The sequence below is a fragment of the Streptomyces sp. NPDC089424 genome, assembly GCF_044749345.1.
Taxonomy (GTDB): Bacteria; Actinomycetota; Actinomycetes; order Streptomycetales; family Streptomycetaceae; genus Streptomyces.
On sequence record NZ_JBIVHU010000001.1, the window covers coordinates 1591437 to 1607617 of the forward strand.

Here is a 16181-nt window from a genome sequence, read left to right on the forward strand (position 1 = left end):
CCATCGTAGAACCGCCTGAGCGCGGGTGATGGGCTCGTGTGCCGAGCCATCAGGCTCTCCCGACGCCCCGTGGATACGATGATCGATCAGCTTGAACCGATTCATTGATCTCGCACAGACGCTCCATCAAATCTGTCCAACCCGTTGCCACATGGAGCGCCCACCCCCAAAGTATGCGATTGAAGCGATTCATTGCGCCGATCCTTTACGCCTCCAGAGGAGCGCTCGTGCCCGTGCGTCAGCAGATCGCCGCCGCGGTCGCTGCATCAGTCTTCGTCGTGGTGGCAACCACGACGGGGACGGCAGCGAGTCCACCCGCGGCCCCCGCCGCGCCCACCCCGCCAGCCGCCGCTGCAACGAGCGTCGGCGACTTGAAGGTCAACGCCCTCGACACCCCGCTCGGCATCCCCCTGACGGCGCCCACCCTCGGCTGGCAGCTCGACTCCGGGCGCCGCGGCGTCACGCAGCGGGCCTACGAGGTGCACGTCGCCTCTTCGGCGGAGGGCCTCGACGACCCCGACGTCTGGGACAGCGGCAAGGTCTCCTCCTCCCAGTCGGTCGGCGTCCGCTACGGCGGCCCCGCGCTGAGGCCGCAGACCGACTACGTCTGGTCCGTCCGGGTGTGGGACGACCGGGGCATCGCCTCCCGGTGGAGCGCGCCTGCCAAGTTCGGCACCGCACTCGGCGATCGGCCGTGGACCGCCGAGTGGATCGGGGCGCGGACACCGACGCTGGGCGCCAAGTGGACCGACTACACGATCGAGTTCACCGCCTCCGACATCAGCGGGGCCCTCGGCGTCTACTTCCGCGGTCAGAACACCGAGAACGCCTACATGTGGCAGATCAGCGACACCGACGACGCACTGCGCCCGCACGTGAAACGCAACAGCGGCTACTCGGTCCTCAAGGCGACACCGTTCCCCGCCGGGTTCGACTTCGCCGCCGAGCACGACTACGCGATCGCCGTCGACGGCGACACGATCACCACCACAGTCGACGGCAAGCAGCTGGACCAGCGCAATGATGCGACCTTCGGGGCCCCCGGCGTCATGGGCTTCCGCACCAGCGGCGCCGAGCGCGGCATCGTCCGCGACGTCACGGTCACCAGCGCCGACGGCACCGTCCTCGTCGACACCGCCTTCCCGGCGGGCGACCGCACCTTCGCGTCCGGCACGGTGACCGCCGACGGCCTGCGCGTCGACAGTGACGGCGGCGAGGCCTGGCTGCGCCGCGACGAGCCGGTCCCGCTGCTGCGCAAGGAGTTCGACCTCGGCGGCAAGGAGGTCGCCCGGGCACGCGTCCACGCCTCGGCGCGCGGCGTGTACGAACTGCGGCTCAACGGCACGCGGGTGGGCAACGCCGAACTCGCACCCGGCTGGACGGCGTACGACAAGCGCATCGACTACCAGACCTACGACGTGACGCGGCAGGTCCGCGCCGGCGCGAACGTGCTCGGCGCAGAGGTCGCACCGGGCTGGTACAGCGGCAAGGTCGCCATGTTCGGCACCGACGTCTACGGGCAGGACAACTCGGTGATCGCCGAGATGCTGGTCGAGTTCACGGACGGCACCAGCACCACCGTCCGTACCGACGGCACCTGGACCACCACCGGCGGTCCGACGCGCGAGGCCGACCTGCTCGACGGCGAGTCCTACGACGCACGGGTGGCGGAGCAGGTCGACGGATGGGACGAGCCCGGCTTCGACGACGCGACGTGGGCCCCGGCCGACGTCCGCGACGAGCCGACGAACGTACTCGAACCGCAGACCGCGGTCGATGTGCGGGTCACCCAGGAGCTGCGGACCGCGAAGCGGGTCGACTCGCCGACCGAGGGCACCTACCTCTACGACCTCGGGCAGAACATGGTCGGCCACGTGCGCCTCACCCTCAAGGGCGAGCCGGGCCGGACCGTGAAGATCCGACACGGCGAGGTCCTCAACCCCGACGGCACGCTCTACACCGCGAACCTGCGCAGCGCGAAGGCGACCGACCACTACACCTTCGCCACCGACCAACCGGAGACGTTCGAGCCGTCGTTCACCTTCCACGGCTTCCGGTACGTCGAGATATCCGGCGTGGACCAGGCCCCCGCCGCCGACGACCTGGTCGGCGTCGTCGTCGGCACCGACGGCGACCTCACCAGCACACTCGACACCAACTCCGACCTGGTCGACCAGCTGCACAGCAACATCGTCTGGGGCATGCGCGGCAACTTCCTGTCCATCCCCACGGACACCCCGGCGCGCGACGAGCGGATGGGCTGGACCGGCGACATCAACGTCTTCGCCCGCACCGCCGTCTACAACATGGACGCACAGTCCTTCCTGACCAAGTGGCTGCAGGACCTGCGCGACACCCAGCGGCCCAACGGTTCGCTGCCCGGCGTCGCCCCCGTGGTCCCCGGCCGCTTCGACGGCGGCTACGAGTCGGCCGGCTGGATGGACGCGGGCGTGCACGTGCCGTGGACGCTGTGGCAGGCCTACGGCGACACCGACGTCATCCGCGACAACTACGACATGATGAAGCGCTACGTCGACTTCCTCGACGCCGACTCCACCGGACACATCCGCTCCGCCGGCGGCTACCTCGACTGGCTCAACCTCGACGACGCGACCCCGGCCGACGTGCTCGACACCGCGTTCGTCGCCAAGAGCACACGTGAGTTCGCCCAGATGGCGGCCGCCCTCGGCCGGGACGACGACGCGGCCGCCTACCAGCGGCGCTACGAGGCGATCAGGTCGGCGTACCAGGCGGCGTTCATCGGGGCCGACGGCACCGTCAAGGGCGACAGCCAGACCTCGTACATCCTGACGCTCACCAACGACCTCGCCCCCGCCGACCGGCGCGACGCGATCGTCGCCAAGTTCGTCAAGACACTCGAGCGCCGTGACTACCACCTGTCGACCGGCTTCCTCGGCGTCGACGGACTGCTGCCGGCACTCACCGAGGCGGGCCGCTCCGACATCGCCTACCGGCTGCTGCAACACGAGGACTACCCGTCCTGGGGCTACGAGATCGGGAAGGGCGCGACCACGGTCTGGGAGCGTTGGAACTCCATCAACCCCGACGGCACCTTCAACGACGTGGGGATGAACTCGTTCAACCACTACGCGTACGGCGCGGTCGGCGAGTGGATGTACCGCACCATGGCGGGCGTCTCGGCGGCCGAACCGGGCTACCGCAAGGTACTCATCGCCCCGAAGCCCGGAGAGGGCATCGACCACGTCGACTTCAGCCACGAGACGCCGTACGGCACGGTGCGCAGTACGTGGGACACGACCGACGGGGCGATGAACCTCGACGTCGACGTCCCGGCGAACACCACGGCGCAGGTGCGCATCCCGGCCCCGAACCGCTGGGCGGTCACGGAGGGCGGCAAGCCGATCGGCGAGGTCGACGACGTGACGTACGTCGAGCAGGCCGACGGGGACGTGGTGCTGGAGGTCGGCTCAGGCCACTACGCGTTCGCGGTCGACCCCGTCCTCGGGGACGTGGGGGCGGCCCGTACGCAGGCGGCGTCGTTCGCCGACGACGTCGACGCGTTGCAGGTGCGCGGTCCCGGCAAGATCGCCAAGGGGCATCTGCAGGTGCGCACCGCCCTGATGCGGACCGAGCTCGCCGCTGCGTGGCGTCTGCAGGGCCAGGGCGCGGACGAGCGGATGACCGCCGCCGCGGTGCACCGCGCGCTCGCCAGTGTGGCCGACCTCGACCGATGGACGCGGACGTACGCCGAGCAGGGCGCGATCGGCAGTACGGCGGCCACGGCGCTGCGTGAGTCGTTGACCGGCATCGAGCGGCTCCTCTCGCGGGCGTCGTCGCGCCTGGTGGGTGCGGTGGCCACGCTGGACGTGCCGCCCGGTGAGATCCTCCCTGGCGACGTCGTCCGCGTGACGGTGGGGTTGAAGAACACCGGCAAGCGGCCGCTGACCGGCGTCGACTCGTCTCTGCGGGCACCCAGTGGCTGGACGGTGAAGCCGGTGGGCCGGCACGCGTCCAGCACGGGTACGGGCAGCACGCTCCAGCACGCCTACGACGTCACGGTCGCGAGCGACGCGCAGGCGTCCGCGGCCGATCTCACCGGCTCGGTGTCGTACCAGTACGCGGGAGGAACGGCCACGCTACCGGTGTCGGCGGGCCTGATGGTCGCCCCCGGCGTCGCCATCGCCAGGGTGTCCACCACGCCGGAATCGGCAGCCCCGGGCGAACCGGCCACCGTCACCGCCGTGCTGACCAACCGCACCGAGGTGGAGCAGTCCGGCAAGCTCACGCTCGACCTCCCCGACGGCTGGCCGACACCGGACCCGGTCGGCTACCACCTGGACCCGGGCGCGGGGACAACGGTCGAAGCCGTCGTGACGGTGCCGCTCACCGTCGTCGAGCGGGCGGCCACGGTCACCGTGGCGACAGGATCGACGACGGCGGAGCAGGCGACCGGCACGATCGAGGTCTCGCTGCCCACCCCACCCACGAAGTCGAGCGACCACATCGACCTCGGTGACGGGCCGTCGGAGTCCGCCCACCGGCTGACGGCGTCCGAGCACTCGGGGACGAACACCGAGGCCGGACTGACACGGCGCTACACCCACTCCTCCTACCCGGGCGGCTGGTTCGAGTTCGACGCCGCCGTACCCGTCGGCGCTCGCTTCGTGGTCCGCGTCGTCGAGACCTTCGACGGTGCCCGGCGCAAGACCTACGACGTCCAGGTCGACGGCGAGGTGGTGCACAACGTCGACTTGAGGCGAGGCGAGAGCGGCCAGGGCACCCTCACGCACCAGTTCGTGGTCGAACCCGCCGACACGTCGGACGGCACCGTGCGACTCCGCTTCCAGGACACCGGCACCGACTACGACCCCTCGATCGCCGACGTGTGGGTGGTGCCGTTCGACTGACCGAGCCTACGACGGTTGTGTGCCTGGGGGCCCTGTGGGCAGAGTCCCAGGCACACGGCCTGTGACAACAGCGATCTCTGGACTCGTGCGCAACGGCTGCCTGAGGAGTGGGGAGGACTGTGGCAGATCGTTGTCCACGGCCGCCGCACCGACCCGACCAGAGCCATGGGACAGGGACGGGACGGGACGCTGGAGCGAGGCCGACACCCACTCCCGGCGCGGCGACCGGACGGCCGACCAGCCGGCCGCTGCGCCGTGAAGCCTTGGTCACTGGTCTGCAGCCGCGGCCGTGGTGCATCAGAGGGTTGTCAGGGTTTTCACCAGGTCGGCGGCGATCTGCCGGTCGATGGGCTCAGGAACGGGCTGGGTGCCGTTGACGAGCGACGGGTGGTCATCTCCGGCGAGCGCGGCCAGGCTGCGGGCTTGGAGGGTCAGGCCCAGATCCATGGCCTGAATGGGGTTTCCCTTCGCGGCTGTCAGGTTGATCATCTTGGTGTCGGCGAGGATGGTGATCTCCCGGCCGTCGCGCAGCCGGTGGATCGCCCGCTCCTGGCCGCTGGCGCCGGAGCGGTGCATGGAGGTGGTTTGCTCGCGAAGGGCCTGGGTGTCCAGTTCCCAGGGCATGTGGCCCACGCCGGCGACGATGGTGCCGTCACGAAGGTTCTCGATCTCCGCCGGGCCGATGACGTTCGGGTGTCCGGTGGCGAGGAAGAGGAGTTGGGTCTGAGGGAGGAGGTCGAGCAGGTCGCCCACGCGGTGGCCCGCCATCACTGCTTCCAGCGCACGGTAGGGGTCGGTGTCGGCGACACTGACCCGCGCACCGAGACCGGCCAGGGTGTCGGCGACGCCGCGGCCGCACGGGCCGTAGCCCACGACGGTGGCGTGGGCGCCCGGGAGCATGAGGTTGGTGGCGTTCATGAAGCCTTGGACGACGCTTTGGCCTACGCCGAATTCGTTCTCGACCAGCAGCTTGAGCCGGCTGTCGTTGATGACGATGATCGGAAAGGGCGGCGCAGTGTTCCAGGAGCGGATGCGCAGGCCTCCGGTCGTGGTCTCCTCCGTGGCTCCGATGAGAGAGGGCAGACCGCCGCGCGAGATGACCGCCTCGATCAGGTCGGCGCCGTTGTCGAGGATGAGGTCCGGCTGGGCATCGATGACCTGGAGGATGTTCTCGCGGTGCTGGTCGAGGGTGTCCGAGCGGTGCCCCACGACCGTGACGCCGGCATCGCGCAGAGCGTCGGCTGTGTCCTCCTGCGTGGTACCAGGGGACCCTGTGAGCACGACGTCGGCGCCCGCCTGGGCCAGGCAGGAGACCAGGACGGCGGTCTTGGGCTCGATATGGAGGCAGATCCCTATCCGGCGGCCGGCGAACACCGATGCCTGCTTCCGCATGGTGGCCATGAGGAGCGGCATGTGGCTCGCCGCCCACAGGGTGCCGTCGTGGGCGAGGGAAGGAAGGGCGGGGGAGGGCAAAGACATGGCGAGGTTCCTTGGCTGGTGGAAGAGGGAGCTCAGTCGGGCAGGGCACACCTGTGCCCTGGTGGCCGGGACGAGGGCACACGTATGCCCTCGCGTCGGTCGACTGGTCAGCCGTAGAACTCGCTGCGGTAGGAATGGTCGCCGAAGAGGTGTCGGCTTCCTTGACGGGTTTTCATGTCAGGAGCCTCCTCACCGATGACAGGGTCGTGGAACGTACCGCTACGCTGAGGTTATACGCATAACCCCTGGGCTCACAAGATACTGGAGCCGGCCCGCATCCCTGCCGCACACAGGTGCGCCCTCGTGCGGGGTCTGTGCCGGAATACCAGGGCGGGGCTGACAGACGAAGCGATCGTGATCTGCCCGGCATGCTGCACGGACCCGGCGCACCTTCAGGCCCTTGGGGCTCGGCGCATCCGCGCCGAACACAACGTTGGTAATAAGTGCTCATGTGTTTGGTAGTGTGTCGTCGGCGTTCGGGTTCGACCGTACGCGCGCCTGCGAACTAGAGCCCGCGGGTGCCGGCTGCCGGGCGCCGTGCTCTTCCCCCGAGTGCGGCGCCCGGAGCTGCCGTCTCCGGGAGAACCGCGGCCCCCGTGGCATGCTTGTTCCCGGATGTGACCGCTTGCCCGAGGCTCGCATCTGCTGCCGGCAAGAAGTTGTGACACGTTGTGTTCCGTGTCCTTCGTCATGCCTGATGGTCGGAGGTCGGGAGAGCTGCCGACTCGCCGGATCCAAGGCTGCTGCCGCTCAGGGATGCCGGAGCCGAGCGGCTCGGGCATCCCCGCGGTACGGCACGGATGAAGACTATGACCGGCGCTGTACCCACCAGAAGCAGAATGCGGTGACGGCGCCCGTCATGGCCAGCAGCACCGCGGCCATGACCCACTGGAGCGGCCAGAAGTGGGTGGCCGGGTGGTACTGAATCCAGACACCGGCCACGTCGTGGGCCCTGGCACACGCTGCGGATGCTTCGTTGAGAGCCCCGCATGCGGTGGAGGTGAACTTCTCTCCCGACGTGGTCAGGTACCCCCAGTCGATGTTCCAGGAGGAGTACGGCTTGCTGGGCAGGTCCATCGGCCACGCATGGGGTTGCAGAAGCCCCAAGGGAGTCGGTGAGCCGTACAGGTCGGCGGTGAACTGCTGTGCCGTCGCCTCCTTCGTGGGCCACAGCAGGGGGCGCAGGAGACTCAAGCCGGCCCAGCCGACGATGCAGGCAGCACCGGTGACGGCCATGGCCGCCACTGTGCGGCGCATGACGACGCCGATCGCCGCGCCGGTGACCAGTGCGAACAGCGACATGGCGACCGGTACCACGCCGATGTTGCTGAACGGCGGGGAGTCGTACCAGTGCATCCCCTTCAGCAGTTCGTCCGCGGGTTTCCACCACCAGGTGTAGAGAGCCGACAGGACGCCGGTGCCGACGAGCGTGACGACGGCGGGCACACCGAGTTTGTACGCGAACCACCGAGTACCGCTGACGGACTGCGACCGTGACAGCAGATACGTGCCGTTCTCCATCTCACGGGAGAGCAGGGGTCCGCCCAGGAAGACGCCGATGATCAGTGGGGCGAAAGAGATCACAAGGCCGGTGTAGTGCAGGAGGTCGTAGAACTGCCCCCGAAATGCGTTGACCCCCTCACAGCGCGGCTCAGGGGAGTCGTACACGCAACCGAGCAGGTTGTGGGCGTCGATGTACGCGACCATTTCGGCGCGCTGGAAGACGACGAACACGGCGAACGCGGCGAGCAGACCGGCACCGGTCCAGAACGCGGCACGGTGCTGGCGCCAGATGAGCCAGACAGGGCCGGACAAGTGCGGGAACCGCACAGGAGAGAGGGGGACCGTGGCGGCGTGGCTGTCGTTCATGCGGCGTCGTCCTTACCGGCGCCGGTGCGCGCGCTGGGAGTGATCAGGGGAGGGACGTCGGAGACACCGAGATAGGCGATCAGTAGCTCCTCCAGGTGCGGTTGGTGCCGCATCCATGTACCGGCCACCGGTCCCTCGGGTCGGATCAGTGCGGTGATCTGCCCGCCGGAGCGCTCCGTCGAGACGACGGTGTGAGGGGCGAGTTCGGGGGGCGAGATGTGCCCGTTGTCGCGGCCGACCAGCATGGTGTGCGCGGCGAGCAGCTCGTCGATCTCCCCGGCCAGTTGTACGCGGCCCCCTGTGATCGTGAGCAGGTAGTCGCACACGGCGTCCATCTCGGAGACCAGGTGCGTGGACATCAGAACGGTGGTCCCGTGTTCGGCCACCTCGCTCATCAGAGCCGCCGTCATCTCGTGGCGCACACGTGGGTCCAGGTCGGACATGGGTTCGTCCAGGAGCAGCAGTCGAGGTCGTTTGCCGAGTGCGAGGGCGAGGGCGACACGGGTGCGCTGGCCGCCGGAAAGGTGTCCGACCTTCGTGTGCAGCGATATCTCGCCCTGTGCCACGAGGCGCTCCGCGACTCCCTGGTCCCAGCCAGGGTTCATCTCACGGCCGGCACGAAGCATCTCGGCGACGGTGAACCCCGGGTAGAGCGGCTTGCTCTGCCCGACGAACGCCACACGCCCGCGACTCGCCGGCGTCCTTGGATCGTCGCCGAACACACTCAGTGTGCCCTGAGTGGGCTTCAGCACATCGGCGGCCATGGACAGCAGCGTCGTCTTGCCCGCACCGTTGGGGCCCACTAGGGCGCAGATCCGCCCGGCGGGCAGGCGGAAGCTGCAGTCCCGCAGTGCCCAGGACCGACCGAAACGCCGTCCCAATCCGTGGGCTTCCAAGGCGGTTCGGTCCAGAGCCGGCCCTGCATGGTGAGCGCCTGGTCCGCCGGCGTGGTCAGTGGGGAGGGGCTTGTTCATCACACTTCCTCAATGTCTTTCTCACAAGGCGTGGGCCCTTCGTGGGAATCGGTGGTATGGCCTTCCGCGGGCAGTGCGTCGAAATCCGCGATGAGGTCCGTGAACAGGGCGGTCACGTCGTCCCTCCCGACCCCCGCCGCGTGGGCCCGCCGCAGCCACTGCAACAGGCCTGTACGCAGAGCCGAGTCGCCGGAAGTCTCGGGTCGCGACAGTGACCGGGTCACGAACGTCCCCGCGCCCCGTCGTGATTCGACCAATCCTTCGTGCTCGAGTTCCCGGTAAGCCTTGTGCACGGTGTTGGGGTTGATGGCCGTCATCCCCACCACTTCGCGAGCCGTCGGCAGCCGATCGCCCGGCGCCAGCAGGCCCAGCCGCATCGCCTGTTTGGTCTGCTGGACGATCTGCATGTAGGCGGTCACGCCACTGCGTCGATCGATGCGGTATCGCACCACAATCAACCTTCTACTAGTGAACTAGTAGAAGAAGGTTGCGTGTGAAACCGTCAGGTGTCAAATCGAAGGCCTGGAGGAACGGCCGCGGCAGAGGGCGGACCACTGCACCCTCGTCCCACTGTCACACGTACGGCTTCCTTCTTGTCCTAGTGAGCACACGGATGCATTCACCCGGTGCCGTCGTCATCAGGTGTGCCCGTGACCCAGGGGCCGAGGCGATGCCACGCCCGGGACGAATTGATCAGAACATGAGAGAAGGACCCATAACCCATGAGAAAGCTGAAGCCGACCGTCGTCCTGGTGCATGGCGCGTTCGCGGACTCCTCCAGCTGGAACGACGTGGTGGGGAAGCTGCAGGCCGACGGCTACGACGTGATAGCCGCCAGCAACCCACTGCGCGGACTCCACGGTGACGCCCTCCATGTCCGCCAGCTTGTGGCCGGCATCGACGGCCCCGTGGTCCTGGTGGGCCACTCCTACGGCGGCGCGGTCATCACCAATGCCGCAGGTGGCCTAGACAACGTCCGGGCCCTCGTGTACGTGGCCGCGTTCATGCCCGATGGCGGGGAGAGCGCCCTCGAACTTGCGGGCAAGTTCCCCGGCAGCACGCTGGGCGAAGTGCTGCGTCCGGTGCCGGTGACCTTGGCCGACGGCCGCGAAGCGGCGGACCTCTACATCGAGCAGGGCAGGTTTCACCACCAGTTCGCGGCCGACGTCCCTGAAGGGAGGGCCGTGATCATGGCCGCCACACAGCGTCCTGTCAGCAACGTGGCGCTTGAAGACGCTTCCTCGACACCCGCGTGGCGAGGCATCCCGTCCTGGGTCCTCATCGCCGCGCAGGACCGGAACATCCCGCCGCGGACGCAGGCATGGATGGCGGAGCGCGCGGGAGCGACGACCGTCGAGATCGATGCCTCGCACGCCGTCAGCGTCTCCCGCCCCGCCGAGGTGACGCGCCTGATCGACGCAGCCGCTCGGGCCACCGCCTGACTGCGGAATGGGCAGTGGTGCGCCGCCGGCGCCAGGACCGGGTCCGGTGAGCTGATCCAGGGTCCTCGTCGACAGTTCCCACAGCTCAGCCCAGGGTTGGTTGGAAGTAGGCCGTCTCACGGTAAATGGCGGTTGGCGGGGACACTTCCACCGTGACGATGATCCCCTCGTCGTTCGGCTTGAGGCGCACCGGGACCGTGCGCTTGTGGCCCTAGCCCAGGGGCAGCACGAGCGCGGCGGCGGCCTCCTCCGAGTTCTGCCAGTTCAGGGTGGCCCCGGAGGAGTGGTCATCGAGGGGCCGGCCCGCTCTTCACCGTCTTGATGGTGCTGTAGCCGCCGCCGTCCGGAGGCTCCACTTCCGCCTCGGCGTTTGTTCACGCCAGGTGAGGGACAGGGACCTCCGCTGTCATGCTTTGCGCTGCGTCTCACCGAATGTTGACGCAATCGCCCCGGTGCATTGCTTGCTGAGGTGGTGGCGTTGCCCGCGTAGCTGTAGCGCCGGTATCCGTCGCGGGTGACGGTGATGGTGGTTTTCAGGGAGCCGGTGGAACTCACGGTCATTGTCTTGACCTTGACGCAAGTTCCGTTGGGTGCGCGGAATTGCAGGCGTAGGGGCTGATTGGCGTAGCGGTAGTACTGGGAGTCGCTCCAGCTCACGCGGCTCAGACGTCACCCAACTCCCGCCCCTGCTCGACAAGTTCCCGGCAGTGGCGGGAGCCGTCGGCGGGCCGCGCCGCCGGCCCGAGGTGCTCTTCGCGGACCGCGGCTACGACCACGACAAGTACCGCCGGCTTCTGCGGCAGCGCTGGATCAGGCCCGCGATCGCCGAGCGCGGACAACCGCACGGCACCGTCCTGGGCACCTTCCGCTGGGTCGTCGAGCGGACCGTCTCCTGGCTGCACGGCTTCCGCAGCCTGCGCATCCGGTGGGAGCGGCGCGACGAAATCCACGAAACGTTCCTCGGACTCGCCGTCTGCCTGATCACCCACCGGCAGGTCCAGCGGCTTTGTTAGGACCAGTTACAGCGGGAACGTCGATGTTCCGCGGCTGCGGCAGGTGCTGGCCGGGCTTCCGCAGCCCAAGGCCGCCGACGAACGCCCGGTCCTGGCCGTGGATGTGACCCACTGGCTCCGGCCGGACGCGCCGACCGGTCCGGAGTCCTGGGGTGAGGCCGCGGAGCGGCGAGCGACGGGCGACAAGCGACGCGAGTATGGTTCGCCGGCTCTCCCTGCCCCGGCGCTGCTGCCGGTCACTGTGGCTGTCGGCCGTCCTCGAGTGGGGCGGTGACGTGTGGCCTGTTCAGGCAGGGTTCATGTTTTCGGTGATCTTCCGGAGAGTGGAAGGCACTGCCGGGACACAACTGATTCCTAGGTTGCGGAGGTTGCCACCTTTGGAGGAACGATGATCACCCGTGCCCGCCTGGGCGTCATACTTGCCGCCGTGTTGACGACGGTCTTCACGAGCGCCGTTGTTCCGAGTGCCGTCTCGGCGCAGCAGCCGGACCCGGCCGCCGCGAGCGCCACCGCGCATTCCGGCAAGGTCCGGATGAACGAGATCCAGTTCATGGGCGCCCACAACGCTTTCCACCGGGAGATGCAGGGCGTCGAGCTGGCCGAGTCGGTCAAGATCGACCCTGGTTACCCGTCGTGGGGTTTCTACTCGCACGCTTCCGTCTCCGATCTGCTGGGCCGGCAGAACGTGCGTGCGCTCGAGTTCGACCTGCTGCCCGATCCCGACGGCGGCCTGTACCAGCATCCGCTGGCGCGCAAGCAGGCCGGTCTCGGCCCGATCGACGACCCGGCGATGGCCGCACCCGGCATGAAGGTCATCCATGTCGCCGACCAGGACTACAACTCGACCTGCCGCACCCTCGTGGTGTGCATGCAGCAGGTGAAGACCTGGTCGAAGGCCAACCCGCAGCATGTGCCGATCATCATGCAGCTCGAGCTCAAGCAGACCGACGACCGCTGGGAGAAGCTCGGCGGTGCCGTCAGCCCGGCGTGGAGCGGCAAGCTGCTCGACGACGTCGACAAGGAGATCCGTTCGGTCTTCTCCGAGTCGCAGCTGATCACCGCTGACGACCTGCGCCGCCCCGGCCTGACGCTGGAGCAGTCGGTCCTGGACAACGGCTGGCCGACCCTCGACTGGGCGCGCGGCAAGGTGATGTTCTTCTTCGACAACGGCGGCCCCGGCACCATCCGTGACATGTACCTCGACGGGCACCCCAGCCTTCAGGGCCGTGCGGTCTTCACCCGCGGCAACCCCGGCGACGCGGATGCGGCGATCACGATGGTGAACGACCCGCGTGGCGCCAACGAGGCGACCATCCGCGACCTGGTCGAGCGCGGCTACATCGTCCGCACCCGCTCGGACGAGCCGCTGAAGACGGTCATCAACAACGAGTTCAGCCGGGTCCAGACCGCTCTGGACAGCGGTGCGCAGATGGTCACGACCGACTTCCCGAGCGTCGGCATGGCCGCCCGCTACAACAGCGACTTCGTCGCCGAGCTGCCCGGCAACGAGCCGGTCCGCTGCAACCCGGTGACCGCGCCGCGCAACTGCCACGACGACAGGCTGGAGCCCTCGTCCACCCGATGAGCGCGTCGTGAGAGGCGGCCGGCCGATCCACGGACGGCCGCCTTCTCTTGTCCGAGACGACGAACCGCAGCACCGACGGCAGTGATACCAGAGGCTTCACGATGCTGGTCCGGGGATGGTCGCCATGCCCAGTGCGACGGGCGGGCGGTCAGGGGTCCGGGTGAGCCGGCCGGGGGAGGTCAGCCTGCTGCCGGTGGCCTCAGGCTGATCTTCAGCGCCTTCACTCCCAGGGTCTGCCGTCGGCGTGCGTCGGCGCTGCTGTGGGTCGACGCGGAGCATTGGGCAACGGACACAGACTTCCCTGAACTGCATCTGCTTCGTCCGGGGTTTGATCGGTACGCTACGCACAGTCAAGTGACTACTTCCACGGCAGTGGGCCGGGGGAACGGCATCATTTCCTATCCCAAAGGCCAGTCCGGGTCCCGTTGCTCTGCGGATTCGACGTAAAGACGCCGGGGAACACGCCGTGTCCACCATCGAGCGCCTTGTTCGGAGTGGTCGGGCCATGGGATCGTCGCGCGGCGGTAGCGAACGTCGATGCCGTCGAGTTCCGGTTCCCTGATCACGCGGACACGTGAAGGCAGCAGCGGCCAGACTTCCGCGAGCGCGTTCCGGCACGAGAGATCGTTGTCGAGTTCCGGCGCGCACCACGTGTAGCCCTCCTCCACCTCGTCCACTAGTGCGCTCCACTGTTCGAGGAGGGAGTTGAGTGAGTGGGCTTGCGCTCCACTTCCGGTGTGGGTGACACGGGAGAGGGCTGCCCAGACGGCGTTGCACTCCTCAGTGCTCTTAGCCATTTCGTCCGTCTCCCGGATCCCATGCGGCGGCTCCTGCTGAAGTCGGTGAGATGGCGCGGGTGAACTCATGGGTTGTCGGCGCCGGTTGTCGCGCTCAGGGCACGCAAGGCGCCGTCGTATGGGTGGCGGTCGAAATGGAACGGGCCGAACGCCGTGTAGTCGCGCGTGGTGCGGTGGGGTTGTTCGAAAGCGTCCCAGGTCACGAGGTCGGCCGTCGCGGTGATGCGGGCCATGAGTGGCCAGCATCCCCACTCGCCGCATTCACAGCCCAGGACCGGTGTCTTCGGGCCCATCGCGTTGGTGGAGCGTCCGAGGAAGTGGTCCGTCAGCGGGCCGAAGCGGAAGAACTCCGGGATCAGACCACCGTAGGCGTCGCCTGAGGGCTTCATCCCGGCGGCGATCTCGAACCCGTCGATCAGCTGTGGCAGTGGTGTCCCATCGATACGCGGGACGATCATGAGCGCGCCGGCACTGCCACGGTGCAGGAACTCGAAGCGGATCTCATTGCGGGTCATGCGGCGATTGTTTCAGCGAAGCCTGTCCCTGCTCCCTGACGGCATGAGCCGAGCTTGCCAGGCTGACCCGGAGCTTTCCGTTGGGCGACGAGGTTGTCGCGGATGACTTCCGGGCGGTCGGGGCTGTCGCGGTCGGTGATCGGGCCGGCGTGACAGTCGGTGTGGCTTCTGGCGGGGCGGGGTGAGGGGGACGCCGATCGTGTTCTGACACCGGGTCCGTGGTGACTGGCTTGCCCGGCCTCGGTCACGGCAGGGGCCCGGTATGGATCACCGATACGCCTATCCGTGCTGTTCCCCGGCATCGCGCGAGCGGGCGACGCGTGATGGGGGTATGCCCTCTCCGGCAAGGTGATCGTGGGATCTGTGAGGAGAGCAGCTATGTACGCAGTGGTGCGGCGCTACGAAGGGGTGACTGACCCTGCCGAGGCGGGACGCCGGGTGAACGAGGGATTCGTGCCCATCCTCCGCCAGGTCCCCGGCTTCGTGGCCTACTACTGGGTCGACGCCGGAGCGGGCGTGATGGTCTCCACCGGCGTCTTCGAAGACCAGGCCGGGGCCGAGGAGTCGACCAGGAGGGCGGCGGACTTCGTCCGGGACAACCTCGCCTCGCTGCTCCCCAACCCTCCCCAGGTCGCGGCCGGCCAGGTGGTGGCTGCCGCGTAGGGATCAGCGCAGTAACGCTGGATCCCACTCAGCCCGACTCCGATGACCTGGCCTTTCACCAACTGAGCCAGAGCCGGGACCGCTCGCGGCCCCGAGCCGGGACAGGCTCACGTCGTCCTCGAACATCGCTGCTGCAACGCGCCAACTCGTCAGCACGTCAGCACGGTGGACGTCGCCGGTCCGGGGCTGAGGGACATGCGGGTGAAGACCTCGGTGCGCAGGATGTCATCTCGCTGTGCCGACGGCATTCGCGCCAGGAGCCCGGGCAGGGGGCGATCCGCTGTGACCTGGCTGTGGTGGGCCTGGATGGCGGCCCACTTCAAGGGCAGCCATTCGCTCACGTCCACCGTCACGCTGGCGTGAGTGTCGGGGGCGGTGAGTGCGCTCTTACCCACGCCGGCCAGTACGGCTGCGAGGGGGCCGGAGCCGGACTCGGTGTGAGTGGCGAAGTACAGAGCCGGGGTTTGCCAGGGCCGTCCGTGCTCTGGGTGGAGGCTGCCGATCGCTGCGGCCTCGACCGCCAGGACGGTGGCCTGGTGTGTGAAGCGGTGGTCGGGATGCCCTGTCATCTGGCCGAGTGCGTCATGGGTCACCACGACGTCGGGGCGGAAGCGGCGGATCTGGGCGACCAGGTCGTCGACGACGTCTCCGATGGGGGTGTCGCACAGCCGTGACCGGTTCGGCGACGACGAGTCCTCGCGCGCGTCGCGATACCCGAGCATGCGGGGAGGACCGGCGTCGAGCACGGCCAGGGCGTCGCGGAGTTCCGCCGCGCGGGAGCTGTCCGCGCTCCACGTGGTGGTGACGACTCCCGTGCGTCCTCCGCTTGCCCGGTGCTGAGCGAGGACGCCGCCGGCGAGCAGGGATTCGTCGTCGGGGTGGGCGAACACGGCGAGCAGCGACGGCATCTGTGCGGGCACGGGTCTCCTCAGTCGACTCCGAGGTCTGCTGCGGT

11 protein-coding genes and 1 pseudogene are annotated in these 16181 nt (G+C 68.4%); 5 read left to right on the top strand and 7 right to left on the bottom strand.

Annotated features, from left to right (window positions below):
* The first annotated feature begins 227 nt into the window (after window positions 1–227).
* Window positions 228–4889, top strand: a complete 4662-nt coding sequence (locus ACIP2X_RS07020) for a family 78 glycoside hydrolase catalytic domain (protein WP_401668494.1) — start codon at window positions 228–230, stop codon at window positions 4887–4889.
* A 297-nt stretch (window positions 4890–5186) separates the two neighbouring features.
* On the opposite strand, the gene ACIP2X_RS07025 is transcribed toward ACIP2X_RS07020, so the two are convergent.
* The 4 genes from ACIP2X_RS07025 to ACIP2X_RS07040 all read right to left on the bottom strand — a co-directional run bounded on the left by ACIP2X_RS07025 (window position 5187) and on the right by ACIP2X_RS07040 (window position 9663).
* Window positions 5187–6368, bottom strand: a complete 1182-nt coding sequence (locus tag ACIP2X_RS07025; protein WP_401668497.1) for an adenosylhomocysteinase — start codon at window positions 6366–6368, stop codon at window positions 5187–5189.
* 807 nt (window positions 6369–7175) lie between these two features.
* Window positions 7176–8237: a hypothetical protein gene (locus ACIP2X_RS07030; RefSeq protein ID WP_401668499.1), complete on the bottom strand. Its 1062-nt coding sequence runs from the start codon at window positions 8235–8237 to the stop codon at window positions 7176–7178.
* Entirely contained in the window at window positions 8234–9211 is a 978-nt protein-coding gene (locus ACIP2X_RS07035) for an ABC transporter ATP-binding protein (protein WP_401668502.1), read from the bottom strand. Before ACIP2X_RS07035 ends, ACIP2X_RS07030 begins: the two co-directional genes overlap by 4 nt.
* Complete coding sequence (locus tag ACIP2X_RS07040; protein WP_401668504.1) at window positions 9211–9663, bottom strand: GntR family transcriptional regulator; 453 nt, start codon at window positions 9661–9663, stop codon at window positions 9211–9213. Before ACIP2X_RS07040 ends, ACIP2X_RS07035 begins: the two co-directional genes overlap by 1 nt.
* A gap of 270 nt (window positions 9664–9933) precedes the next feature.
* Between ACIP2X_RS07040 and ACIP2X_RS07045 the strand changes: the two genes are divergently transcribed.
* The 3 genes and pseudogenes from ACIP2X_RS07045 to ACIP2X_RS07055 all read left to right on the top strand — a co-directional run bounded on the left by ACIP2X_RS07045 (window position 9934) and on the right by ACIP2X_RS07055 (window position 13251).
* Window positions 9934–10653 (top strand): alpha/beta fold hydrolase, encoded by a 720-nt coding sequence (locus tag ACIP2X_RS07045; protein ID WP_401668507.1) that lies wholly within the window; start codon window positions 9934–9936, stop codon window positions 10651–10653.
* Window positions 10654–11315: 662 nt separating this feature from the next.
* Window positions 11316–11666: pseudogene (locus ACIP2X_RS07050) on the top strand (transposase); the annotation flags it as partial.
* A 388-nt stretch (window positions 11667–12054) separates the two neighbouring features.
* Window positions 12055–13251 carry a phosphatidylinositol-specific phospholipase C1-like protein gene (locus tag ACIP2X_RS07055; RefSeq protein WP_401668509.1) on the top strand — a complete coding sequence of 399 codons (1197 nt, stop codon included), beginning with the start codon at window positions 12055–12057 and terminating at the stop codon, window positions 13249–13251.
* Between the two features lie 398 nt (window positions 13252–13649).
* On the opposite strand, the gene ACIP2X_RS07060 is transcribed toward ACIP2X_RS07055, so the two are convergent.
* Both ACIP2X_RS07060 and ACIP2X_RS07065 read right to left on the bottom strand, forming a co-directional pair.
* Window positions 13650–13928 carry a hypothetical protein gene (locus tag ACIP2X_RS07060; RefSeq protein WP_401668512.1) on the bottom strand — a complete coding sequence of 93 codons (279 nt, stop codon included), beginning with the start codon at window positions 13926–13928 and terminating at the stop codon, window positions 13650–13652.
* A 185-nt stretch (window positions 13929–14113) separates the two neighbouring features.
* Window positions 14114–14563 (bottom strand): hypothetical protein, encoded by a 450-nt coding sequence (locus ACIP2X_RS07065; protein ID WP_401668515.1) that lies wholly within the window; start codon window positions 14561–14563, stop codon window positions 14114–14116.
* A gap of 378 nt (window positions 14564–14941) precedes the next feature.
* Between ACIP2X_RS07065 and ACIP2X_RS07070 the strand changes: the two genes are divergently transcribed.
* Window positions 14942–15226: a hypothetical protein gene (locus ACIP2X_RS07070; protein ID WP_401668518.1), complete on the top strand. Its 285-nt coding sequence runs from the start codon at window positions 14942–14944 to the stop codon at window positions 15224–15226.
* 149 nt (window positions 15227–15375) lie between these two features.
* On the opposite strand, the gene ACIP2X_RS07075 is transcribed toward ACIP2X_RS07070, so the two are convergent.
* Window positions 15376–16146, bottom strand: a complete 771-nt coding sequence (locus ACIP2X_RS07075; protein ID WP_401668520.1) for a PIG-L deacetylase family protein — start codon at window positions 16144–16146, stop codon at window positions 15376–15378.
* Window positions 16147–16181: the final 35 nt, after the last annotated feature.

What these genes read in the sequence shown, in the direction of transcription:
- ACIP2X_RS07065 (WP_401668515.1), bottom strand. Translation starts at nt 14,563, where the DNA reads ATGACCCGCAATGAGATCCGCTTCGAGTTCCTGCACCGTGGCAGTGCC.
- ACIP2X_RS07035 (WP_401668502.1), bottom strand. Translation starts at nt 9,211, where the DNA reads ATGAACAAGCCCCTCCCCACTGACCACGCCGGCGGACCAGGCGCTCAC.
- ACIP2X_RS07045 (WP_401668507.1), top strand. Translation starts at nt 9,934, where the DNA reads ATGAGAAAGCTGAAGCCGACCGTCGTCCTGGTGCATGGCGCGTTCGCG.
- ACIP2X_RS07055 (WP_401668509.1), top strand. Translation starts at nt 12,055, where the DNA reads ATGATCACCCGTGCCCGCCTGGGCGTCATACTTGCCGCCGTGTTGACG.
- ACIP2X_RS07025 (WP_401668497.1), bottom strand. Translation starts at nt 6,368, where the DNA reads ATGTCTTTGCCCTCCCCCGCCCTTCCTTCCCTCGCCCACGACGGCACC.
- ACIP2X_RS07070 (WP_401668518.1), top strand. Translation starts at nt 14,942, where the DNA reads ATGTACGCAGTGGTGCGGCGCTACGAAGGGGTGACTGACCCTGCCGAG.
- ACIP2X_RS07030 (WP_401668499.1), bottom strand. Translation starts at nt 8,237, where the DNA reads ATGAACGACAGCCACGCCGCCACGGTCCCCCTCTCTCCTGTGCGGTTC.